Source organism: Sporosarcina sp. UB5 (genome assembly GCF_050859005.1).
In the GTDB taxonomy this organism is placed as follows: domain Bacteria; phylum Bacillota; class Bacilli; order Bacillales_A; family Planococcaceae; genus Sporosarcina.
Genome location: NZ_CP125984.1, coordinates 959,281 through 981,637, shown reverse-complemented (window position 1 = coordinate 981,637; position 22,357 = coordinate 959,281). Strand labels below are relative to the sequence as shown.

At 45.5% G+C, this 22,357-nt stretch carries 27 protein-coding genes; 24 read left to right on the top strand and 3 right to left on the bottom strand.

Going from position 1 to position 22,357, the window contains the following annotated elements; translation table 11 throughout:
• Positions 1-23 precede the first annotated feature (23 nt).
• The 14 genes from QM454_RS05285 to QM454_RS05220 all read left to right on the top strand — a co-directional run bounded on the left by QM454_RS05285 (position 24) and on the right by QM454_RS05220 (position 12,896).
• Positions 24-1,043, top strand: coding sequence for an ABC transporter ATP-binding protein (locus QM454_RS05285; protein WP_432363863.1), 1,020 nt, complete (start codon positions 24-26; stop codon positions 1,041-1,043).
• A gap of 57 nt (positions 1,044-1,100) precedes the next feature.
• Entirely contained in the window at positions 1,101-2,768 is a 1,668-nt protein-coding gene (locus QM454_RS05280) for an ABC transporter substrate-binding protein (RefSeq protein ID WP_432362509.1), read from the top strand.
• Between the two features lie 336 nt (positions 2,769-3,104).
• Entirely contained in the window at positions 3,105-4,028 is a 924-nt protein-coding gene (locus QM454_RS05275; protein ID WP_432362507.1) for a S66 peptidase family protein, read from the top strand.
• Positions 4,029-5,135, top strand: a complete 1,107-nt coding sequence (locus QM454_RS05270) for a mandelate racemase/muconate lactonizing enzyme family protein (protein WP_432362505.1) — start codon at positions 4,029-4,031, stop codon at positions 5,133-5,135.
• The gene (locus tag QM454_RS05265; protein ID WP_432362503.1) at positions 5,132-6,076 is read left to right on the top strand and encodes an NlpC/P60 family protein; all 945 of its coding nucleotides are present in this window, start codon (positions 5,132-5,134) and stop codon (positions 6,074-6,076) included. Before QM454_RS05270 ends, QM454_RS05265 begins: the two co-directional genes overlap by 4 nt.
• Positions 6,077-7,090 (top strand): ABC transporter ATP-binding protein, encoded by a 1,014-nt coding sequence (locus QM454_RS05260; RefSeq protein ID WP_432362500.1) that lies wholly within the window; start codon positions 6,077-6,079, stop codon positions 7,088-7,090.
• A gap of 168 nt (positions 7,091-7,258) precedes the next feature.
• Positions 7,259-7,561: an urease subunit gamma gene (gene ureA / locus QM454_RS05255; RefSeq protein ID WP_432362497.1), complete on the top strand. Its 303-nt coding sequence runs from the start codon at positions 7,259-7,261 to the stop codon at positions 7,559-7,561.
• A 17-nt stretch (positions 7,562-7,578) separates the two neighbouring features.
• Entirely contained in the window at positions 7,579-7,878 is a 300-nt protein-coding gene (locus QM454_RS05250; RefSeq protein ID WP_432362494.1) for an urease subunit beta, read from the top strand.
• Positions 7,879-9,594, top strand: a complete 1,716-nt coding sequence (gene ureC, locus QM454_RS05245; RefSeq protein WP_432362491.1) for an urease subunit alpha — start codon at positions 7,879-7,881, stop codon at positions 9,592-9,594.
• Positions 9,595-9,736: 142 nt separating this feature from the next.
• Positions 9,737-10,183 carry an urease accessory protein UreE gene (locus QM454_RS05240; RefSeq protein WP_432362489.1) on the top strand — a complete coding sequence of 149 codons (447 nt, stop codon included), beginning with the start codon at positions 9,737-9,739 and terminating at the stop codon, positions 10,181-10,183.
• On the top strand, positions 10,125-10,865 hold the full coding sequence (locus QM454_RS05235) for an urease accessory protein UreF (protein ID WP_432362486.1): 741 nt from the start codon (positions 10,125-10,127) through the stop codon (positions 10,863-10,865). Before QM454_RS05240 ends, QM454_RS05235 begins: the two co-directional genes overlap by 59 nt.
• 18 nt (positions 10,866-10,883) lie before the next feature.
• Positions 10,884-11,510 (top strand): urease accessory protein UreG, encoded by a 627-nt coding sequence (gene ureG / locus QM454_RS05230; RefSeq protein WP_432362483.1) that lies wholly within the window; start codon positions 10,884-10,886, stop codon positions 11,508-11,510.
• Positions 11,500-12,309, top strand: a complete 810-nt coding sequence (locus QM454_RS05225; RefSeq protein WP_432362480.1) for an urease accessory protein UreD — start codon at positions 11,500-11,502, stop codon at positions 12,307-12,309. The genes ureG and QM454_RS05225 overlap by 11 nt, the downstream gene beginning before the upstream one ends.
• Positions 12,310-12,419: 110 nt before the next feature.
• Positions 12,420-12,896 (top strand): acyl-CoA thioesterase, encoded by a 477-nt coding sequence (locus tag QM454_RS05220; protein WP_432362477.1) that lies wholly within the window; start codon positions 12,420-12,422, stop codon positions 12,894-12,896.
• Positions 12,897-12,928: 32 nt separating this feature from the next.
• Here the strand turns inward: QM454_RS05220 and QM454_RS05215 are convergent, their stop codons facing one another.
• Positions 12,929-13,297: a VOC family protein gene (locus tag QM454_RS05215; RefSeq protein ID WP_432362474.1), complete on the bottom strand. Its 369-nt coding sequence runs from the start codon at positions 13,295-13,297 to the stop codon at positions 12,929-12,931.
• Positions 13,298-13,582: 285 nt separating this feature from the next.
• On the opposite strand from QM454_RS05215, the gene QM454_RS05210 reads away from it, so the two are divergent.
• The 9 genes from QM454_RS05210 (at position 13,583) to QM454_RS05170 (ending at position 20,871) form a co-directional block, all read left to right on the top strand.
• Positions 13,583-14,365 (top strand): hypothetical protein, encoded by a 783-nt coding sequence (locus tag QM454_RS05210; protein ID WP_432362471.1) that lies wholly within the window; start codon positions 13,583-13,585, stop codon positions 14,363-14,365.
• Positions 14,362-15,018: a hypothetical protein gene (locus QM454_RS05205; protein WP_432362469.1), complete on the top strand. Its 657-nt coding sequence runs from the start codon at positions 14,362-14,364 to the stop codon at positions 15,016-15,018. Before QM454_RS05210 ends, QM454_RS05205 begins: the two co-directional genes overlap by 4 nt.
• A gap of 2 nt (positions 15,019-15,020) precedes the next feature.
• Positions 15,021-15,389, top strand: coding sequence for a GntR family transcriptional regulator (locus QM454_RS05200; RefSeq protein ID WP_432362466.1), 369 nt, complete (start codon positions 15,021-15,023; stop codon positions 15,387-15,389).
• A complete protein-coding gene (locus tag QM454_RS05195) occupies positions 15,382-16,101 on the top strand; it encodes an ABC transporter ATP-binding protein (protein WP_432362464.1) in 720 nt (239 codons plus the stop codon). Before QM454_RS05200 ends, QM454_RS05195 begins: the two co-directional genes overlap by 8 nt.
• Positions 16,098-17,015 (top strand): ABC transporter ATP-binding protein, encoded by a 918-nt coding sequence (locus QM454_RS05190; RefSeq protein WP_432362461.1) that lies wholly within the window; start codon positions 16,098-16,100, stop codon positions 17,013-17,015. The genes QM454_RS05195 and QM454_RS05190 overlap by 4 nt, the downstream gene beginning before the upstream one ends.
• Positions 16,993-17,760, top strand: a complete 768-nt coding sequence (locus tag QM454_RS05185) for an ABC transporter permease (protein WP_432362458.1) — start codon at positions 16,993-16,995, stop codon at positions 17,758-17,760. Before QM454_RS05190 ends, QM454_RS05185 begins: the two co-directional genes overlap by 23 nt.
• A 118-nt stretch (positions 17,761-17,878) precedes the next feature.
• The gene (locus QM454_RS05180) at positions 17,879-19,114 is read left to right on the top strand and encodes a helix-turn-helix domain-containing protein (protein ID WP_432362455.1); all 1,236 of its coding nucleotides are present in this window, start codon (positions 17,879-17,881) and stop codon (positions 19,112-19,114) included.
• Positions 19,114-19,272 carry a hypothetical protein gene (locus tag QM454_RS05175; protein ID WP_432362452.1) on the top strand — a complete coding sequence of 53 codons (159 nt, stop codon included), beginning with the start codon at positions 19,114-19,116 and terminating at the stop codon, positions 19,270-19,272. Before QM454_RS05180 ends, QM454_RS05175 begins: the two co-directional genes overlap by 1 nt.
• A 576-nt stretch (positions 19,273-19,848) precedes the next feature.
• A complete protein-coding gene (locus tag QM454_RS05170; RefSeq protein ID WP_432362450.1) occupies positions 19,849-20,871 on the top strand; it encodes a nuclease-related domain-containing protein in 1,023 nt (340 codons plus the stop codon).
• 432 nt (positions 20,872-21,303) lie between these two features.
• On the opposite strand, the gene mscL is transcribed toward QM454_RS05170, so the two are convergent.
• The gene (gene mscL / locus QM454_RS05165) at positions 21,304-21,681 is read right to left on the bottom strand and encodes a large conductance mechanosensitive channel protein MscL (protein WP_432362447.1); all 378 of its coding nucleotides are present in this window, start codon (positions 21,679-21,681) and stop codon (positions 21,304-21,306) included.
• A gap of 91 nt (positions 21,682-21,772) precedes the next feature.
• On the opposite strand from mscL, the gene QM454_RS05160 reads away from it, so the two are divergent.
• Entirely contained in the window at positions 21,773-21,994 is a 222-nt protein-coding gene (locus QM454_RS05160) for a transcriptional regulator (protein ID WP_432362444.1), read from the top strand.
• A 29-nt stretch (positions 21,995-22,023) separates the two neighbouring features.
• Here the strand turns inward: QM454_RS05160 and QM454_RS05155 are convergent, their stop codons facing one another.
• Complete coding sequence (locus QM454_RS05155) at positions 22,024-22,347, bottom strand: MGMT family protein (RefSeq protein ID WP_432362442.1); 324 nt, start codon at positions 22,345-22,347, stop codon at positions 22,024-22,026.
• Positions 22,348-22,357: the final 10 nt, after the last annotated feature.

Sequence of the window (22,357 nt, the reverse complement as noted above, 5' to 3'; positions counted from 1 at the left end):
CAGTTGCACCTAAGCCGGAACGTTTGCGCAAGCGCTCTAAAGTATTTTCGGATGTCATCCTTTCCGTCCGTGACTTGCATGTATCATTTAAGACATTCGGAGGGGAAGTACAGGCGCTCCGCGGCGTTTCGTTCGATCTGTTTAAAGGGGAGACGCTCGCGGTTGTTGGGGAGTCAGGCTGTGGGAAGAGCGTCACTGCGAATACGATTATGGGGTTAATTCCTAAACCTGCAGGGCGCATTAAAAACGGCCGTGTCCTTTTTAAAGGGAAGGATTTGACGAAGCTTAATAAAGCCGAAATGAGAAAGGTCCAAGGGGTTGATATTTCGATGATCTTCCAAGATCCGATGACCGCCTTGAATCCAACACTTAAAATCGGTGAACAGCTAACGGAAGGCTTACGAACTCACCAAAAAGTGAGTAAAGCCGAAGCGTATGAAAAAGCTATTAAACTATTGGAAGTTGTCGGCATACCAAATCCGGAAGAAAGAATGAAGCAATATCCCCATCAATTCTCCGGGGGAATGCGGCAACGAATTGTCATTGCGATTGCATTAATATGTGAACCTGAATTGCTCATCGCGGACGAGCCTACGACTGCACTAGACGTTACAATCCAAGCACAAATACTTGAGCTCTTCGAAGAGATTCAAGAGAGGACAGGGGTTTCGATCATTCTCATAACGCACGATTTGGGGGTTGTTGCGAAAATTGCAGATCGAATTGCCGTCATGTATGCAGGGAAAGTGATTGAAATCGGACAGAAGCGCGAAGTGTTCTACACACCGCAGCATCCTTATACGAAAGGGCTGCTCGCTTCGGTTCCGCGACTCGATCTGAAGGAAGAGGAGCTTCAACCAATCGAAGGAACACCTCCAGATCTATTCGCTCCGCCAGTTGGCTGTCCATTTACGGCAAGATGCCCGTTCGCAATGGAAGTGTGTGACCGCATCCATCCGGCAACGACTAATTTGTCCAATACACATGCCGTCGATTGTTGGTTACAAGATGAACGGGCAAAGAAGGTGTTCGGCCATGATTAAGGTTGTTCGCACGAAAGTGCTTAGTAATTCATATATAAAACAAAGGGGGCTTTTGTAATGAAGAAGTGGTTAACATTTTTGATGGTAGCAATGCTTGCACTTGTACTCGCGGCATGTACCGCAAACAAGGATGCAGGCAAAGAACCAGAAAAACCCGCGGACACAACGTCGAAGACTGAAGGAAAAGATGAAGGGAAAACGGAGGAGCCTGCAGCGAGTGAAAAGGTTCTCTTGCTAAACAACGGGGACGAGCCGACATCATTCGATCCGTCCATCGGATTCAACGCAGTATCTTGGAGCGCGCTTAACAATATTATGGAAGGTTTGACACGCCTTGATGAGAACCATAGAGCGGTCGAGGCAACTGCCGAAAAAATCGATATTTCCGCAGATGGATTAACGTACACATTCACAATCCGCGATAGCGCAAAATGGTCGAACGGCGATCCAGTCGTAGCGGGCGATTTCGTTTGGGCGTGGAAGCATATGTTGAACCCAGAAACCGCATCTCCTGCTGCATTCCTTGCTTACTTCATCGAAGGAGCGGAAGCGTACAATAACGGAGAAGGTTCAGCTGACGACATCGCTATCGAAGCAAAGGATGAAAGAACGTTCGTCGTCAAATTGACATCGCCGAACGAAGCATTCTTGAACATTATTACAAACCCAAGCTTCTTCCCAATTAACGAAAAAGTAGCGTCTGCTAATCCGACTTGGCATACGGAAGCTGCAACGTTCGTAGGGAACGGTCCATTCAAATTGACTAAATGGGATCACGATGTAAGCTTTGAATTTGAAAAGAACGAACATTATTGGGATGCTGCTGCAGTAAAGTTGGATAAAGTTCACTGGGCAATGGTAAACGACTCGACAACGTCCTACCAAATGTATCAAGCAAATGAATTGGACGTGACAGGCGTACCTTCTGAACTTGCTGATCAATTGAAAGATAGCCCAGAGCTGCGCGTAAGTGATCTAGCGGGCTTGTACTTCTATCGCTTCAACACTTCGATGGAACCATTTACGAACAAAAAGATCCGTCAAGCATTCGCGTTTGCGGTCGATCAAGAGGAAATCGTCAATTTTGTAACGAAAAATGGTGAGAAAGCAGCTCATGGTTTCGTCACATACGGCTTTATCGGACCAGACGGCAAGGAATTCCGTGAATCCGTTGGCGACCTTGTCTCCTTCAATCCAGAAAAAGCGAAACAGCTATTGGAAGAAGGAATGAAAGAGGAAGGCTATACGGAACTTCCGAAAGTGACGATCACTTATTCAACGAGTGAATCGCACCAGAACATTGCAATTGCATTACAATCGAAATTTAAGGAAGTACTTGGTGTTGACGCAGAACTGCAAAACATTGAAGGTGCAGTATTCCTTTCTGAGCAAAAAGAGTTTAAATACCAAATGTCCCGTTCCTCTTTCTTGCATGACTATGCAGACCCTGTGAACGCACTTGAAAGCTTCATCACCGGCTCTTCCATGAACCGTACAACATGGTCGAACGCGGAATACGATAAGCTAATCGCGGACATTAAAAATGAAACAGACGAAAATAAGCGTTGGGAAATGCTGAAAGATGCTGATAGGCTTCTAATGGATGAAATGCCTGTCTTCCCACTTTACTTCTACAACTCGACATCACTTGAAAAACCGGGTGTAACCGGTATTCTGCGCCACCCTGTCGGCTACCTCGACTTGAAATACGCAGATAAGAACTGATGCACAAGTCGCGGTGTCCGTCATGGCGCCGCGACTTTCTGGTTATGCGTGATTCGAGGCATTTATGCGTGAGAATTATGATTTATGCGTGTTTCGGGGCATTTATGCGTGAGAATTATGATTTATGCGTGTTTCGGGGCATTTATGCGTGAGAATTATGATTTATGCGTGTTTCGGGGCATTTATGCGTGAGAATTATGATTTATGCGCGTTTCGAAGCATTTATGCGTGAGAATCGTGATTTATGCGCATTTAAACGCAGTTATGCGTGATTAGATAGATTTATGCGTCTTTGGATGAAGTTATGAGTGATTTTTGATTGAAAGAGGTGCAGGAATGAGAATACGACCGAAAAGGCTTCAACCGGGGGATACAATTGGAATCGTCGCGCCGTCAAGCCCGCCGAATCAAGAAAGTCTTGAACGCTCGCTCGCTTTTCTCGAGCAGCTCGGACTGAAATGGAAATTTGGACGACATGTGAAAAACGTTACTGGCTATTTAGCTGGAACGGATGATGAGCGGCTGCAAGACTTGGAAGACATGTTTGCAGACCCAGCCATTAGCGGCATCATCTGCGCAGGAGGCGGTTACGGATCCGCGCGCTATACCGATTGGCTCGATTTGCAACTGATCCGGGAAAATCCGAAAGTGTTTTGGGGATTCAGCGACATTACATTCCTCCATACCGCTATCGGTTTATATTCGAATCTCGTTACTTTCCACGGTCCAATGCTCGCTTCATGTGTTGGGAAGGATACGTTCCATGAACTATCCGCGAAAATGTTCCAACAGCTATTTGAACCGATGGAGCTTCATTATACAGAAGAAATTTCACCGTTGAAGACGTTTGGCAAAGGCAGTGCACAAGGCGAGCTCGTCGGTGGCAACCTATCGTTACTTGCGAATACAATCGGAACGAAATTTGAGATCGATACGAAAGGCAAGTTGCTCCTCATCGAAGATATTGGCGAAGAACCATATCGAGTCGATGGGATGTTAAACCAATTGCGTATGGCAGGGAAATTTGCGGATGCGGCTGGCATCGTCATCGGAGATTTCTCGGATGCAGAGCCAAAAAAACAACAGAGGACGTTGTCGCTGAATGATGTGTTTCAGCATTATTTAGGAGACTTGAGAAAGCCGGTCGTGGAGGGCTTCAAGATAGGCCACTGTGAGCCGCATTTCGCGATTCCCCTCGGGGTCGAAGCGAAGCTGGACGCAGACCGGAAAACATTAACGATATTACCGGGGGTGGAGTAAATGCGCATCCGTTCAATCGAAACAATTCCTGTCGCAGTGCCGTTAACAAAATCGTTTAAAACGGCGCTACGAACAGTGACGACGGCATATGCCATGTACGTCAAAATTACGACTGAAGACGGGCGGGTTGGCTGGGGGGAGGCACCTCCGACCCACGTCATTACAGGCGACTCCCTCGGAAGTATTACATACGCGGTTAACGAGGTGATTGCGCCACTTTTACTAGGGCTTGATGTTCGGAATCGCGAGGAAGTTTTCCGCATGCTACAACGGTCAATCGTCCGCAATACAAGTGCGAAGGCTGCTGTTGACATGGCAATCCACGATTTACTCGGTCAGTTGGCGGGGCTACCGCTCTATCAACTGCTCGGTGGATTCCGCAAGACAATCGAAACCGACTTCACGGTAAGTGTTAATGATGCTGCAGAAATGGCGGACGATGCCGAACGATATATTACTGACGGCTTCAATGTGTTGAAAGTAAAAGTCGGCATTGGGGATATCGGTGATGATATCGAGCGTATCCGAGCAATTCGGGAAAGGGTTGGGTCGGGTCCGAAAATACGGCTCGATGCGAACCAAGGTTGGAAGCCGAAAGAGGCAGTCTTTGCGATAGGCAAAATGGAAGATGCCGGGCTCGATATAGAATTAATTGAACAGCCAGTAGCTGCAGATGATATCGACGGGCTTCAATATGTGACGAATCATACGATTACGCCAATTATGGCGGATGAAAGTGTGTTTTCCGCGAAAGATGCACTCCGTGTTTTAGAGCGGCGAGCTTGTGATTTGATTAATATTAAGCTTATGAAATCGGGCGGCATTCACGAAGCATTGAAAATTAATGCGTTGGCAGAAATATACGGTGTTGAATGTATGGTCGGCAGCATGATTGAGACGAAGCTTGGCATTACGGCAGCTGCGCATTTGGCAGCAAGCCAGCCGAACATTACGAGATTCGATTTCGATGCACCGCTTATGCTCGCTCACGATATTGTCGCAGGAGGAATTGTCTATGAAGGAAGGGTCATCCGGTTGCCGGAAGGGACAGGGCTCGGATTGCATCAGGAAGGAATGGAACGAATCGAGAAGGGGGCTGCACAATGACGGAGTTGACAGTAAATATGTATACGTGCGCAGTACCGGTTGCGACAGTTTGGACTTCGCCTGAATCTGCGCGGGAGGTAGACGCGGACGGTGTTTCGAATCCGCTTCATCTGAATAAATGGCTCGAGAAGCTCGTTTATGAGGAGCGGCTAGACCTTTGTGATAGCAACCGGGTGCAGACACAGCTTTTATTCGGTGAGCCGGTTATCGTCGACGAAATTGAAGGTGATTGGGCGAAGGTCATTGCGGTATGGCAACCGTCACGGAAAGATGATCGGGGATACCCAGGGTGGGTGCCATTACGCCAATTGAAAAAGGCTTCTCCATTAGCGGAAGCTGGTGGGTTCATCAGAGTAGCGGTACCAAAAGCGCAATTGTGGAATTTGGACATGACGCCGCTCGTAATTGTTCCATTTAATACAATCTTACCGTTAACCGATGAAAGCGACGACTACTTACATGTGGAAACGCCAGACGGAGAAGCGGTAGTACTGAAAACGGATGTCGCCCGGGCACCATCCATCCATCAATTCAAAAAACGGAAAGCGGCTGACGCTGTCGACGAAGGCCTCGCCTATTTGGATGTTCCGTATTTCTGGGGCGGCATGTCTTCATATGGCTTTGATTGCTCGGGCTTTACGTACAATATGCTGAAAGCTTGCGGTTATTTTATTCCGCGGGATGCAAGTGACCAAGCGAAGAGCGGAGAGGAAGTGGCGATGGACGAGCCGAATAGTTGGGAAAAGGGCGATTTGCTATTCTTTGCGAATGATGAAGGGAAAGGCAACGTCCGTCACGTCGGTTTTTATTATGGAAACGGGTTGCTATTGCATTCTCCATCGACGGGGCAATCGATTGAGCTTCTCAAACTTGCAGGTTCGAAACTGGAGAGGGACTTGTGTGCTGTGAGACGGTTCGGCATCGGGGAAGGAGGCAATTAAATGGCCGGAGATGTGATTTTATCTGTAAAGGATTTAAAGCGCTATTTTGACGTCGGAAAAGGATTGACGTTGAAGGCGGTCGATGGCATTAGCTTCGACATTTATAGAGGGGAGACGTTCGGGCTTGTCGGTGAATCGGGGTGCGGCAAATCGACCGCCGGACGGACGATTTTAGGTTTGTACAAAACAACGGACGGCGAGGTGTTGTATGAAGGGCGGAGCGTCCATACGATGACCGATGGAGAACGGCAACGTTTTCTGAAGAAAATGCAGATGATTTTCCAAGATCCGTACGCTTCGTTAAATCCCCGTTCGACTGTTTACGAAATTATTGCTGAGCCGATGCAGATCCATGGCATGTATAAGACACAGGCGGAGATGCGGGAGCGTGTTAATGAATTGCTCGAAGACGTTGGGTTAAACCGTGATCACGCGAATCGTTATCCTCATGAGTTTTCCGGCGGTCAACGGCAGCGAATTGGTATTGCTAGATCACTCGCGCTCGATCCAGAATTCATCATCGCGGATGAACCGATATCCGCACTCGATGTTTCTGTCCAGGCGCAAGTCGTCAAACTACTACAACGTCTGCAACGGGAGAAAGGTTTGACGTATTTATTCATCGCACATGATTTGTCGATGGTTAAATACATTTCCGATCGGATCGGTGTTATGTATTTAGGGCATATGGTCGAGCTTACGACGAGCGCGCAGTTGTATGATAAACCGTTACATCCTTATACGGAAGCATTGCTGTCGGCAATTCCGATTCCGGATCCGGATATTGAAGAATCTCGTGAACGAATTCTTCTGCAAGGGGAGCTCCCGAGCCCGATTAATCCGCCGTCCGGTTGCGTATTCCGTACGCGCTGTCCGTATGCGATGCCGGTGTGCGGAGAGCTGAAGCCGAAATGGCTTGAAAAAGAAGAAGGGCATTTTGTCGCCTGCCACTTGCATGATGAGGAAGTCATGCGGCGGTCGGATGCGGTGAAGATGCCAGTAGGGTCGTCCTGATACTATCAGGGCGATTTTTTTATTGGTTCAAGGGCCTGTTCTGTATGTTCTTACAAGATACAAGAAATTAACAAAATTGAACGGGGTGGATTGAATAGGATAGATATGCAAAGTACATACTGTCTATCGTCATCTAAAATGTCCAAAAATAGATTGGGGGTGTTTTGATTGAAGTTATCACCAGTTGAACAGGAAAAGTTGATGTTGTATATGGCAGGTGAGGTCGCTATTAAGCGTAAGGAACGGGGCATAAAGCTAAATTACCCTGAAGCTGTTGCTCTAATCTGTCATTACATTATGGATGGCGCCCGTGAAGGGAAGTCAGTCAGTCAGCTAATGAGTGAAGGTAGAGAAGTGCTCAGGGCGGACGATGTCATGGAAGGTGTCGACGGTATGGTGAAGGACGTGCAAATTGAGTGCACGTTTCCAGATGGAACAAAACTGGTCACAGTGCATCACCCAATTCAATAATAGAGGGGGTTTTTCGTTTGAAACCAGGAGAAATTATAACAGCTGAAGGATGGATTGAGATAAATGCGGGCCGCAAAGTGAAGACAATAAAGGTCGCAAATACAGGTGATCGTCCAATTCAAATTGGGTCTCACTTCCATTTCGTTGATGTGAATGACTTTCTAATATTCGATCGCAATGAGGCAGTCGGAATGCATTTGAATATTCCTTCCGGGACGGCGGTGCGTATTGAGCCGGGCGAGGAGAGGGAAGTGGAACTTGTCGATTTTGGCGGAAGGCGTCAAGTATTCAGGATGAAGAAAGGAGCTGACAGTTAAGTGAGACTAAAAAGGGAGACGTACGCATTAATGTTCGGCCCGACTGAGGGCGACAAGATTCGCTTAGCTGATACCGATTTATTAATCGAAATCGAAAAGGATTATACGACGTACGGAGACGAGTGTATTTTTGGAGGCGGAAAGTCCCTTCGCGTTTCGATGGGGATGAATGGTAGTTTAACCTCCGAAGAAGGTGTGCTAGATGCGGTCATTACGAACGTCGTCATTATAGATCATACGGGAATCGTGAAAGCAGATATCGGGATTAAGGACGGAAGAATCGCAGGTATTGGTAAGGCGGGGAATCCGGACACGATGGATGGTGTCGATGAGGGCATGATCGTTGGTGTTGGTACGGAAGTGTATGCGGGTGAAGGAATGATTGCGACTGCGGGTGCAATTGATACGCATATCCACTTCATAAGCCCACAACAGGTGGATGTGGCGTTGAATGCGGGAACGACGACTTTCATTGGCGGCGGTACAGGTCCTGCTGCAGGTACTTCTGCGACGACGGTGACACCAGGAAAATGGCATTTACATCGGATGCTTCAGCAAGTGGAAGACATTCCATTGAATATCGGTTTATTAGGGAAAGGTAGCGCGGCCACTTTGGAGCCAATTGTTGAGCAGGTCCGGGCAGGCGCAATCGGAATGAAAATCCATGAGGACTGGGGAGCGACTCCAACTGCATTGGAACAAAGTTTAGCGGCAGCGGATGAATATGACATCCAGATTGCATTACACTCCGATACGTTAAATGAGGCTGGATTCGTTGAGGATACGATCAAGGCAATTAATGGACGCGTAATCCATATTTTCCATACGGAAGGGGCGGGCGGAGGCCACGCACCCGACCAGTTAAAGATGGCATCATTGCCGAATATTTTGCCAGCGTCGACAAACCCAACGAAGCCATTTACAGTCAATACAATTGATGAGCATTTGGATATGCTCATGGTGTGCCACCACTTGAGCCGTGAAGTAGAGGAAGATGTTGCTTTCGCGGATTCGCGTATCCGCCCCGAGACGATTGCAGCAGAAGACATTATGCAGGATATGGGGATTTTAAGCATCATGTCATCCGACTCCCAAGCGATGGGCCGGGTCGGAGAAGTGGCCATGCGGACATGGCAGACAGCGGATAAGATGAAAAAGCAGCGCGGTTCACTTCCAGAAGATACAGGGAATGGCAATGATAATTATCGCGTCAAACGGTACATCTCAAAATATACGATTAACCCTGCGATTGCTCAAGGAGTTTCGCATGAAATTGGTTCCATTGAACCTGGCAAATTGGCGGATATTATTTTATGGCAGCCGGAATTTTTCGGTGTGAAGGCGCACATCGTCATTAAAGGTGGCGTAACTGTTTTTGCGACGACGGGTGATCCGAATGCTACAATTCCGACGCCACAGCCGACAATGGGCCGCCCGATGTTCGGTTACCATGGACAAGGTCCACAAAACACTTCAATGACTTTCCTGCCTAAAATCGCGATTGAGGAAAAACTTCCGGAAAAGCTCGGGTTGAAGAAGATGATTGGAACGGTGCAAAATTGCCGTGACATCTCAAAATCGGATATGAAGCATAATAGCGCATTACCGGACATCGACGTTAATCCTGAGACATATGAAGTGAGAATTGATGGAGAACTTGCCACGTGTGAACCAGTAAACAAACTTCCTATGACACAAAGATATTTCTTATTTTAAAGCGGATGTCTGCCTAGTGGCGACAAACATAAGGCGAAGCCGCATAGTGAGCGGCTTTGACTTATGATCCAAGCATCCGGTATCCGGAGTCTAGATGTTAGTTTACTAAAACCGTAGTCTTTGCGAAGAAGGAGAATACAAGATGTTAATTGAAAAAGTAGTTCGAAATATCGGTGAAACAGAAGAAGTAACGGGAAAGCGCATTGAATGGGTTGAACTTGAATGGGAAGAATTAAGCAAGCGGATTTTGCGGACAGAAACGACGGAAGGCACGGATATTGCATTGCGCATCGATAAGGAAGAGCCGTTGCATTACGGTGATGTACTGTACGAAGACGATGAACGTTGCATCGTCATCCGGACAAAAATGGAAAAGGTCATCGTCATCCGACCGAAAGATATGGTCGAAATGGGCAAGACCGCATTTGAGCTTGGCAATCGCCATACGCCTGCCTTAATCGAAAAAGATGAAATTGTCGTCCGCGCAGATCATACGCTAGCGCCATTATTAGATGAGGTGGGTGTAGACTATGAAACGACAGAACGACGCTTCAAACAACCTTTTAAATATCGTGGCCATTCCCACTGAAATACAGTTTTTACGTCTACTCCAAATTCACGATTCGGCGTTCCCAATAGGCACGTATACACAATCATACGGGATGGAAACGTATATTCAGGAAGACGCGATCCGGACAAAAGAAGAACTCATTGCGTATTGTACGACCTTCCTCTATCAAAATCTAGTTTATGGCGATGCGATCCTCATTCGAGAAGCATATGAGGCGGCGAAAAATGGCGATACGGATCGACTTCTGCAATTGGAAAGCCTTTGCGGGGCAATAAAACTTGCAAAGGAGTCCCGGGATGCGAGCGTTCATTTGGGCAGGCAATTTATCCGTACAGTTTCACCACTTGTTGAGGATACTTTCTTTGATAATTGGAAAGACCGGATTAGTGCGAATGAAATTAAAGGACATTATGCAATCCTGTACGGCATTTATTGCGCAGTTAATAATGTGGATGCGCATTATGCTGTTCTTTCGTATTTATTTTCATCGGTGAACGGGCTTATACAAAATGCTGTTCGTGCAGTACCTTTCGGGCAAACTACAGGTGTGCAGGCGATGCACCAATTAGCGGAAGAAGTCGTTGCAGCTGCTGGACTTGTAGCAAGTTTACAGGAGGCTGACATTAGCAACAACGCGCTAGGGATTGAGCTTGCATCGATGAAACACGAGTATTTATATTCAAGATTATTTATTTCATAACAGGAGGCGTTTCTATTTATGAAACCAGTACGTATCGGTATCGGGGGTCCTGTCGGATCGGGCAAAACATCGCTCGTCGACCAGCTGACTCGCGCAATGCATGAAGACTATAACGTTGCAGTTATTACGAATGATATTTATACACGCGAAGATGCGCAGTTCCTCATGCATCATGGCGTGTTAGAAGAAAACAGGATCGTCGGAGTGGAGACTGGCGGATGCCCACATACGGCAATCCGTGAAGATGCTTCTATGAACTTCGCTGCAATTGATGAGTTAAAGAGCCGTTACAATGATCTCGATATCGTTTTCGTAGAAAGTGGCGGCGATAACTTGTCCGCGACGTTCAGCCCTGAACTAGTAGATGGGTTCATTTTTGTAATTGACGTTGCGGAAGGACAAGATATTCCGAGGAAAGGCGGTCCTGCGTTAACGAGATCCGATCTTTTATTAGTCAATAAAACAGATCTCGCCCCGCATGTCGGTGTCGATCTTGACTTGTACAAGAGCGACGTGGAGAAGATGAGAGGTGGCCGTCCTTATATCTTTGCCGACGTTCGGACGAGGAAAAACGTAGATCAGATTGTCGATTGGATTAAACAAAATATGCTTCTAGAAGGAAAGAGGAAAGCAAGTGGTGAGTAAAGCGATTCGACTGAATCACTATGGAAAGCTGAACATGGTGTTTGAGCCGAGAAGAGGCTACACACGGATGCCGCATGTATTCCAGCAACCTCCGTTGAAAGCGAGCCGTGAGCTTTATCGAGGCAAGGATCCTACGGCGACGGTATATGTGATGGAATCGTCGGGTGGAATGGTAGCAGGCGACCGCAATGAAATTTCAATCCGCCTTTTACCGGGAAGCAAGACGCGAATCGTCCAACAATCTGCATTGAAAGTATACCAGTCGCATACGGGTGAAACATGTGTCCACACGATTGATGTGGAGCTTGCGGAAGATTCTCGTCTCGATTGGATGCCTGAAGTCATTATTCCGTTTGCAAATTCCAAATTTCAGATGGAAACGACAATTCGTATGGCGCAAGACGCTACGTTGCTTTGGGGCGAAATTATCGCGCCTGGTAGGGAGTTGCGCGGGGAAGTATTCGCTTTTTCTTCATTAAAATCAAAGATGAAGATTTATGTCGAAGGGGAGTTGCTCGCTTTCGACAGCCTTCACTTCGCTCCGCAGAATGTGCATCTAAATGGGCTTGGTTTACTGGAAGAGGCACTATATGTCGGTTCCATTTGGCTCGTTTCGGAAAAGGTGAACGAAATCGATCTGCGGACAATTCAGGAAGCGTTAAATGTCGGCAATGGATTAAAAGCTGGCGTGACGAGGCTTGCAGGAAATGCAGTACATTGCCGCTTTCTCGGTGTGAACCAATGGCAACTACAACAGGAGTTGAAACGGGTATATTCCGAGTTGGCGGTACTCGTATAAAAAATGATTGGACAATTAATTGTAAAGCATGAGAGACGTAATCGGGGACTTCCGCTCGTTACCGTTGTAAGATAGGTACTGAAAGTGAGTATCAAAAGGGAGATGGAACGATGGAACAGAGACCGATGAGTCTTTCACGCACGATCATTACGAAGCTTGTATTGCCGCCGGACACAAACCACCTACAGACGATTTTTGGTGGAAAGGTGCTGGCGTACATAGATGAAATAGCCGCCATTACGGCGATGAAACATTCGAATAGGAATGCTGCCGTCACTGCCTCCATCGATTCGGTCGACTTCCTGTCGTCCGCGAAGGTTGGGGACGTGCTCGAACTAGAAGCTGTCGTTAGCTCAACGGGACGCACGTCCATGGAAATATTTGTCACAGTGCATTCGACGGATCTGTTGACCGGCGCGAAAAAGCTGACGACGGAATCTTTCCTGACGATGGTAGCCATGGATGAAAACCACAAACCAACACCGGTTCCAGGAGTCTATCCGGAAACCGAAGCAGAAAAACGATTATTCGACACAGGCCCTGCCCGCAGAGAACATCGTAAGTTGCGCAGGGAAATTAAACATTAACGGAAAGCCGCCTTGGATAGGGCGGTTTTTTGTCACTCAAACTCCAAAAACTCAATTCGATTGCCGAACGGGTCGTTTGTGAAGAAGCGGGCGCGTCCTGCGATTGGTGGTTCTTCAGAAATTTTGTGTCCGGCTGTTTCTAATCGAGATTTCAATTGTTCAAGCGCATGTACGGTGAAGCCGGGATGCGCTTTTTTGGCGGGTATAAAATCATCCTGGATGCCAATATGGACTTCTTGCGCGCCGCATTTGAACCAGCAACCGCCACGCGCTTGCAAGTTTTCAGGCTTCGGAGTTTCCTCCATTCCGAGTAGCTTCCCGTAAAATTCGCGTGCCTGTTCTTCCGAGTGAGGAGGTGCTGCGATTTGGATATGGTCAATGCCGATAAGAAATTGCGTCATAGTCATTCGCCCCTTTTAAGTTGTTATCTTAAGTGTAGATGAGATGGATAGGAGATGCCATGACGCGAAATGAAACAATATGTATAAGGGTTGCTTATAGATAATTGACTCCGTGATAAGTCGCGTGGGGAAATTATCTTGGCAACCTTTTTTTGTCGCGATAAATGCCTTTGACATAAGAGGGACTTTCTATTCATTTAAAAAGATTCATTCAATTCTCTTTACACATCCTCATATCGTAGTGTACTATGTAACTAATACACCAATACAGAAGGGGGTAGACGGATGAAGCAATGGAATGGTTTATTGCAAAAGGAATGGATCCAGTGGAGAGGGCAGATTATCGTGATAGTCATTTTGCTCCTATCCGGGCTGTTCATCTTGCCATCATTTGCGGGCGTGCTTGCAAATGGGGACGTTTCTAGTTTTGAAATGACGATGTTCATTAGTTTCGTCGCAGCGGCGGCTTGTATATTTGTGCCCGTTATTGCATTAGCGATGATGTTTAACAAGGATATGAAGATTCCGGATTTATGGCTGCATTCGACGGCTTCAACTATGAGGCTAGTTAGCGTGAAGATGGCTATGTCGGCTGGAATGGGATTGGCGTATTTGCTCATTCCGGTAATTGTTGTGGCAGTTCGATACGCACTAACACCACAACCAGAAGCTATCTTCGGTGAATTACTTTTCTACGGAAGCCTATTGATCGGCACAGTTTTTCTAGGGTCAATTCAAGTCATGGTTTACGGGTTTTTCTTTATTATCATTGATCAGTTACTGAAACCATTGCTTAAAGGATTTTCTTTTGTCGTTACATTAGTATTATTCGTCATTTCAGTACGAGTTTACGGCGAGGTTACGAGCTCTAGTTTTTATGAGAAGTTCATACAGGTCGGCGGCTTCGATTTATTGGCTATGAAAAACCAGCAGATTGATGTCCGATACGGATACTTCACCTTTACGAATACGGTTCAATATGCCGGAGAAATCATGTTTGCTGTTTTATTTACAGGTGGTTTGTTCTTTTTGACAATCACTCTCTTTGATAAGAAGGTGAGGCTATGACGGGCTGGAATGGTTTATTGAGAAAAGAGTGGGTGCTTATGAGGCTCACGGCGGTCATCTTTGTCGTCTTTTTCATCGGGATTGCTGTATCTAGTTTTACACCTGCGGCGGTAGGCGGTATTGTGGATTCCGTTGAGCTTACAGATATGTTTTCAACGATACTTACGTTTATAGGCATGGGATTATTTCTCCATAGCCTGCAAGTGGATTTGAAACAGCCGGAACTATGGCTACATTCACCCGCTTCAATTTGGAAGCTATTATTTGTGAAAATGGCAATGGCGCTTCTTGCGGTTGTGGGATTCATATTAATCTGGAGCGGAATAGGGGTAATCGCTTATTTCATGGGCGGTTTCGCAGGGTTCGTCCCTGGTATGATCACATTACAAAAATTGCTGGTCACAGCCATTTTTATCATGACGGCGAGCTTGCTCATATGGGTAATCTATAAAGTTTTAGAAATTAGACTTGGTTGGTTCGCGGCACTGATTTCACTCATCCCTATCTTTATTATTGGGTTGATGATATGGGGATTTTTGACGGTTGTGTTGAAGACAATGGGACCCCTTGCTAGCACGTTCATATACATCGCCGTTTCAATCGTATTATTCGCTAGCGGAGCTACTCTGCTTGAAAAGAAAGTGAGGTACTGACGATGAGCATTGATTTTTCACCGAATAAGCCAATTTACCAGCAGCTCATCGACCGGATTTTAGGGGATATAATGCGGGGCACGCTTGCAGCGGGGGAGAAGTTACCGTCCGTTCGTGAGTACGCTGTGGAAGCCGGCGTGAATGCAAACACGATGCAGCGCGTATACAAGGAGTTGGAGCAAATGGAGGTCACTGAGACGAGAAGGGGACAGGGATCGTTCGTGACAGAGGATCAGGAGAGGATCGCTGGGCTTCGCAATGAAATGAAGGAGCAACTCGTCGCGACATTCCTTCAAAATGTGGCGGCTTTTGGTTTTACGACGGATGAAATTATAAAGTGTTTGCAGGAACGGGGTGGCGAGAATGATTGAATTGAAGAATATTGTGAAGAAATATGGCAGTAAAAAGGCGTTACAAGATGTAACATTGTCGATTCCGAGAGGGAAAGTGATCGGTCTTGTCGGTGAAAATGGTAGTGGGAAGTCGACGTTGTTGAAGCTTATCGCGGGCCTGTTAGTGCCGAATTCCGGGAGCGCGAGGTTTGATAATAAGCTGATTAGTCGTCAAATTGCCACGCATATTGCGTATATGTCCGACGCCGATACGTTCTATCCGTATTTCACGGTGCAACAGCTTATTGACTTTTACGACTCGCAGTTTGCAGACTTTGATGTTAACAAGGCGAAGGAAATCGTGCAGTTCTTAAACGTTTCTCCTGAATCGAAGATGAAAAGCTTGTCGAAAGGGAACCGGGGGCGTGTGAAAATTGCGGTGACACTTGCACGAGAAGCGGACTACTATTTGCTTGACGAACCGTTTTCAGGGCTTGACCCGATGGTGCGGGATGATATTGCGAAAGGGCTTATCCGCTTTACAGATCCGGAGCGCCAGACAGTTATTATGTCGACGCATGAGATTCGAGAAGTCGAACCGTTACTCGATGAAATTATCGTCATGCGGGGCGGGCAGGTAATCGCTCATGAGGCAATCGACGAAATAAGGGATTTTTATGGAGTGGACGCGACGAGCTGGATGGTGTCTTTATTTAAGGATCGGCAAGTAGAAAGGGTGTTGGAGAAATGAAACCGGTAGTGGAATTAAAGAGTTTATCCAAAACAATTAAAAATAAGAAGATCATCGACAATTTAAATTTGTCGATGTATCCGGGGCAAATTACAGGCTTCCTCGGTCCGAACGGGGCGGGTAAAACGACGACGATACGAATGATTGTTGGACTTATGAAGGAGACGGGGGGCGACATCATAATTGATGGGGTATCGCTCCGTGACAATTTTGAGGAAGGCCTTTCGAAAGTTGGAGTCATCGTCGAAAATCCGGAAATGTATAAGTTCATGTCAGGATACAAGAATTTAGTGCATTTCGCGCGCATGCATAAAGGAGTGACGAAGGAGCGAATCGATGAAGTCGTTCGTCAAGTCGGATTGCAAAACCGGATCCACGAGAAAGTAGGGACGTATTCATTAGGAATGCGCCAACGTCTCGGTTTAGCGCAAGCGCTATTGCACCGTCCAAAGTTCTTAATTTTGGATGAACCGACAAATGGACTGGATCCTGCAGGAATCCGCGAATTTCGTGAATACTTACGGAAAATTGCCGAAACAGAAGGGGTATCTGTCTTCGTTTCTAGCCATATGCTTTCCGAGATTGAGCAGATGTGCGACCGGATTGCCATTATTCAAAACGGCAAGCTCATCGATATACGAGAAATGACCGAGACGCGGGAAGCTGTCTATTATATAGAAGCAACGCCTGCGGAGAGGGCGAAGCAATTGCTTACGGACGGTGGATTTACGGTAGAAGACGTAAAAGATGGATTGCTCGTTAATGCAGAACAGCACCAAATTCCAGGCTTGGTCGAGTCGTTCATTGCCGAAGGGCTGCAACTGTATGCGGTTCAGCCGCATCGGAAGACGTTGGAAGATGAGTTCCTAGAAATGACTGGAGGTGGCCAAATTGCTGAAGCTTATACAAAATGAATGGATGAAATTGTGGCATAAAAAAGGGACGTGGGTCATGACTGGCATTCTAATAATTATTACGGCGGGCATGATGGGGTTAATGAAGTGGATTAATATGCAAGGAATGGGCGGTGAGATGACAAGGGAAATGATAGTTCAAGATCCGTCGTCGCTAGGCTCAACTGTCCTATTGCTGACCGTTATCGTTGCAGCGGGTATAGTCGCGTCCGAGTTTTCGCAAGGGACGATTAAAATGTTGCTGACGCGCCCGGTGAAACGGTGGAAGATTCTTCTGTCCAAGTTCCTTACGGTGAATTTGTTTGGCATGTTCCTCATGCTCATTGGTTATTTTGTCCACATCCTATTTGCGGTTCTTTTATTCAAATCAGGTGGAGGAGAGAGCCTGTCGAGCTGGTCGGTTTGGGGCAAGAGCTTGTATATGCTTCTTCTTTCATTCGGTAGCGTTTTTGTCACAGCAACATTCGCGTTTACGGTCGGTAGTGTGTTCCGGTCGAGTTCGCTTGCAATCGGACTGTCACTTTTCATTTATTTCACAGGCTCGACAATAAGCGCGTTACTTTCGAAATACGAAATCGCGAAATACTTGCTGTTCACACATATGGACTTGACCCAATTTGAAACAGGCATGATGTTAGTTCCTGATTTAACGATGCCTTTCTCGCTCGCTGTATTATCCGTTTATATCGTCGTTTTCCTCTTAGTCAGTTACACAACGTTTGTAAAACGTGACGTTACTGCTTAATGAACATCCTATAGAATAGGCCTAAAACAGTCCCTTCCTCCCCTGGGACTGTTTTCTCATGTTTTCATTTATTCAAAATGATATGTTTGAATTATAAGAAAACAAAGGGGTGCGAATGATGAATATCGGATCCATCCTAAAATACTATCGAATGAGAAACGATTTAACACAGGCCGAGCTATGCAAAGGCATCTGCTCTATCTCCCATTTAAGTAAAATCGAATCGAATAAAACCATTCCCCGCACCGAAACAATTAACGAGCTGTTTCAACGGATGGGTATCGATTGGGAGCGCGAGGTGGCAACGTATGACGATTGGAAAGAGAAAGTAGAGAGTTTTGTCATGCATTCAGTCTATTACGATTTGAAATCGATGGAGGAAGTATATATAGAGCTATCTACGCAAGAAGACTATTTGCAATCTACGGACTTGGTGAACAGGTATGAGCTCTATAAACTGCGCTATTATTTATTCAAACGGGACATGCCTCGCGCAACACAGCAAACCTCCATCTTGAGGCGGATGGAATCGTCATTTACAGATTACGAAAAAGGCGTATCCAAAGTCATTTACCTTATGTACGACATTTTCTCGCAAAACTTTACTGAAGCGGAAAATCGCCTACAACGAATTGAACAATACCGGGAAAGAATTCCGATGCTGTTTGAAGGGGAGCTGTTTTATCAAAAAGCTTATTTGCTTCACAACAGAGCACAGTACGGCAGATCGACATACTTCGCGGAAATGGCTGTTGATCATTTTCTGAAAGACTGCAATTATATCCGCCTTCTCCACGCCCAGCTTCTATTGGCCATTAACTATACAAATCGTGACTTCACGATGCAGGCGGACAATTTGTTCAAAACGATCCTCCGCAATGCAAAAATAATGGGGATGGACGAGTTGTACCAAGGGGCACTCTATAACTATTCCGTATTGCAAAATCGAAGAGGTCTCCATAAATCAGCATACGAAATGCTATGTGAATTAAAAGCGCTACTGGAACCCGGAACCGATTATTATCAAGCAATCTTAATTCACCTGCTTCACACAGCATCGGAAGGTAATATTGAAATGGACTCATTAATTGAGGAATTAGATGCAATAACGAAGAGGAAAGAAGACCCATATTTGATGACGCTGTTAACATACTTTCGAAAGATGAAAATATCCCAACAGGAACTTTCGGACTTTTGTGAACAAACTGCATTTCCTTTTTTCATTAAACATGGTTATATAGGAGAAGCAAGAAGTATTGCATGGAAATTGGCAAACTATCATCGCTCCATTGGAAACGATGGAAAAGCGGATACGTATAGTTTGTACTACTACGAGAAAGGAGATGATCAATGATGAAAAAGAAATTATCCATTCTACTATTGGCTGCAATCTTTGCATCGTTTGCTGGAACGGGAACCGTCATGGCGCTCGAGCCGAATGATAGTATGGATACACATGCAAAAGGACGAGACAACTTTAAGCCACCTGATATACTACCTCCCCAAACATAAATGAAAAGGTGTCCCAGGCCATTCGGCTGCGGGACACCTTTTGTAATTTGACACCATCATGACGCGATTCCACAAAAAAAGCACTTCAACAATCACTTATGATTGTTGAATGTGCTGACAAGACCAGTTATTGTGCCAATAGCGATAAAAGCGAACAAAATGAACATGATGTATAAGAACCACATGAAAACTTCACTCCTTATTATCATAAATCCTATATATCATTGTATCATCAGTTCTGGTAGGTGGCAATGGGAGTCACAAGGTTGTCGGAATTGGGATTTGTGAAAATTTTAGAGGTGTTTTAGGTGGGTGGAAAGTCCTGATTTGATCATAACTTCACTAGATTGCGTCATAACTAGTCCAAACTCGCGCATAACTCCCCAAGATTGCGTCATAACACTTGCTAACTCGCGCAAAACTTCCCTTAGAACGTCAAAAGCATTTGGCGCGAGGTTGTAAATTGGCAAATGAGGAGATCCACGTCTCGAAAATTAAATATAATTGATAATTATAAATTTGGTAATTGTCCAACACATTTCAACATGCTACTATAACCATAGGAGGTGGCACATATTGATTATTAAAAGAAAATCATTGCCGTTGAAACTGATTGGTATCGAAGCTTTATCGAGACGATTGCCAGCAAATCATCCTCTTGCTCAAAATATTGAGGAAGAGGCACGCAGAATTAGGGCTGGCGAAAATGGTGAACGGATTTTAGAAAGTGTTTTTACGAAATACAGCTTTCCGTTTGAACATTACATATTACATGATTTGCATCTCCAATCGACCGGGAGATTCCAGATAGATACCCTTTTCATTTCAAGACATAGTGCTGTCATTTTGGAAATGAAGAATATTGCTGGTCGAATCGAGTTCCCGAAAGACCAAAAACAACTGACGCGGGTGCTTGAAAATGGAAAAATCGATTCATTCGAATGTCCGTCTGTGCAACTGGAGCGGAACATGATGCTATTGAACGATTGGTTCTACGCAAATGGCTTTTCCATTCCTATTAAAGGTGCTGTCGTTTTCCCCCGACCGCAGCAAAGTTTTGAAAATATCCGAAAAGATTTAACTGTATTATTCCCCAATGAAATCCCGGTTTTTTTAAGGAAGCCTGAAGAGACCTCCCCATCTCTTGACTCACAAACCCTCAAATCAGTAGCGTCAAAACTCTCTTTCTCATCGAATGAATACAATCCTTTTCCTTTGATAAAGAATTATAATTTATCACTATCCGAATTGATTACAGGTGTGCGTTGTGAAGTTTGCGGAACACATGGCATGCATGCTATTTACAATGGATGGGGATGTAACCAATGTGGGCATTCCGACAAATATGCACATATTCAGGCAGTAGTGGAATATTGCATGTTAGTCGATTTTAAACTTACAAACAGTGAAGTTCGTAAGTTTCTTCGAATTAATAGCAGGGATAAGGTAGTCAGGATGTTAAAGAAGATGGGGTTGTCCTATTCAGGGGAGAAAAGAGGAGCGGCTTACTCTGTTAATTTAAAAGACCTTGAGATTCTTTTGGAGAAGAAAATAAAATTATACTCGGAAATGATAATGAGAAGGCCTGTAAGAAATTAGTTCTAGTAAGTAGGCCTTTCAGTTACTGCTACGGAGAGGTGTCTCGGCTGAGGAGAATATTTGTTAAAAGTGCTGACTTCTCGCGCTGAATGCCTTTTGCCCATTAAATTAATTGCTTGGGGGTAGGGTCAAAAGTCCCGAAGTGAGCATAAATTCGCTAGATTGCGTCATAACTAGTCGAAACTCGCGCATAACTCCGCAAGATTGCGTCATGACACTCGCAAACTCGCGCAAAACTTTTTTAGAATGTCAAAAGCATTTGGCGCGAGGTTGTGAGTATGAGAAAAAAGATAATTTACCGCGGTTATGATCCGTGGAAGCTAATTTCTTGTTGGCCATTAACTGGTTTACTTAATAATTGAGGGTCAAAAGTCTCGAAGTGAGCATAACTTCACCAGATTGCGTCATAACACTCGCGAACGTGGTTCAATATCATTGTTTTTCCTTCAATAAATCACGGATTTCTTTCAATAATTCTTCTTTCGCATCAATAGCTGGTGCTTTTTCCTTTGCAGGCTCTTCTTTACGTTTGAACTTCATGAGTAACCGGACGAATAGGAAAATCGAGAAGGCAATGATAAGAAAATCGATAATAGATTGCAAAAATAGGCCGTATTTAAGAGGAGTCTCCCCCATTGACACTTCAAGTTTGGAGACGTCAACCTTCCCTGTGAGTGCGACGATGATTGGCATAATGATGTTATCAACGAGCGACGATACAATTTTCCCGAATGCTGCCCCGATGACGACGGCGATTGCAAGGTCGAGGACGTTTCCTTTAAAAGCAAATTTCTTAAAGTCATTCCACATAGTTTTCACCCCCTTTCTAATGAAATAGAGTTATTAATTTCTCGCTGTTCGCATAGCATAAGAACAAATGTTTCGAATGGAGATGGGAGCTATGCGACAAGCTTTACTTAAATTATGTCAACGACAAGAATTGGCGGAAATGATTTATATGCGAGCAGATGGGGCTCTGTCGAAAAGACGCATCCGTATTCTTGTCGTCGGTATGGATTCATTCACGGCCTATTGCTATTTGCGCCATGAAAAACGCACATTCAAAATAGACCGGGTGTTGTCCGTCCAACGTGTAATTCGTCGCGAACGGCGGACGATTTAACATCGTCCAGCTTAGGCATAGTTGATACTTTACCACATGAAATCCTCTTTAGGAAACCATCGATAGACTCGTAAATCTACTTTCCCGTTTTCCATGAATTCTACACCTTCCGCCTCAAGCAACTTTCGTTGTAAGCCGCCTTCTTCCTCGTCGGAAGTTGAGATACCGCCTTGCGCATTAATGACCCGGTGCCAAGGCAAATCGTATTTGGCGCTCATTGAATGGAGGATTCTAGCGACTTGTCTTGCGCCTCGCGGATTACCTGCTGCGCCAGCCACTTGGCCATACGTCATGACGCGGCCTGCTGGGATGTCCCGAATGATTTGTATAACCCGTTCTGTAAATGGAAGCATGTCCAACCTC

Coding starts and splice junctions, on each gene's coding strand:
- QM454_RS05180 (WP_432362455.1), top strand. CDS start 17,879: ATGAATATCGGATCCATCCTAAAATACTATCGAATGAGAAACGATTTA.
- QM454_RS05270 (WP_432362505.1), top strand. CDS start 4,029: ATGCGCATCCGTTCAATCGAAACAATTCCTGTCGCAGTGCCGTTAACA.
- QM454_RS05215 (WP_432362474.1), bottom strand. CDS start 13,297: ATGACGCAATTTCTTATCGGCATTGACCATATCCAAATCGCAGCACCT.
- ureG (WP_432362483.1), top strand. CDS start 10,884: ATGAAACCAGTACGTATCGGTATCGGGGGTCCTGTCGGATCGGGCAAA.
- QM454_RS05275 (WP_432362507.1), top strand. CDS start 3,105: ATGAGAATACGACCGAAAAGGCTTCAACCGGGGGATACAATTGGAATC.
- QM454_RS05210 (WP_432362471.1), top strand. CDS start 13,583: ATGAAGCAATGGAATGGTTTATTGCAAAAGGAATGGATCCAGTGGAGA.
- QM454_RS05160 (WP_432362444.1), top strand. CDS start 21,773: ATGCGACAAGCTTTACTTAAATTATGTCAACGACAAGAATTGGCGGAA.
- QM454_RS05220 (WP_432362477.1), top strand. CDS start 12,420: ATGGAACAGAGACCGATGAGTCTTTCACGCACGATCATTACGAAGCTT.
- QM454_RS05205 (WP_432362469.1), top strand. CDS start 14,362: ATGACGGGCTGGAATGGTTTATTGAGAAAAGAGTGGGTGCTTATGAGG.
- QM454_RS05175 (WP_432362452.1), top strand. CDS start 19,114: ATGAAAAAGAAATTATCCATTCTACTATTGGCTGCAATCTTTGCATCG.
- QM454_RS05265 (WP_432362503.1), top strand. CDS start 5,132: ATGACGGAGTTGACAGTAAATATGTATACGTGCGCAGTACCGGTTGCG.
- QM454_RS05280 (WP_432362509.1), top strand. CDS start 1,101: ATGAAGAAGTGGTTAACATTTTTGATGGTAGCAATGCTTGCACTTGTA.
- QM454_RS05195 (WP_432362464.1), top strand. CDS start 15,382: ATGATTGAATTGAAGAATATTGTGAAGAAATATGGCAGTAAAAAGGCG.
- QM454_RS05155 (WP_432362442.1), bottom strand. CDS start 22,347: ATGCTTCCATTTACAGAACGGGTTATACAAATCATTCGGGACATCCCA.
- QM454_RS05240 (WP_432362489.1), top strand. CDS start 9,737: ATGTTAATTGAAAAAGTAGTTCGAAATATCGGTGAAACAGAAGAAGTA.
- mscL (WP_432362447.1), bottom strand. CDS start 21,681: ATGTGGAATGACTTTAAGAAATTTGCTTTTAAAGGAAACGTCCTCGAC.
- QM454_RS05235 (WP_432362486.1), top strand. CDS start 10,125: ATGAAACGACAGAACGACGCTTCAAACAACCTTTTAAATATCGTGGCC.
- QM454_RS05260 (WP_432362500.1), top strand. CDS start 6,077: ATGGCCGGAGATGTGATTTTATCTGTAAAGGATTTAAAGCGCTATTTT.
- QM454_RS05190 (WP_432362461.1), top strand. CDS start 16,098: ATGAAACCGGTAGTGGAATTAAAGAGTTTATCCAAAACAATTAAAAAT.
- QM454_RS05200 (WP_432362466.1), top strand. CDS start 15,021: ATGAGCATTGATTTTTCACCGAATAAGCCAATTTACCAGCAGCTCATC.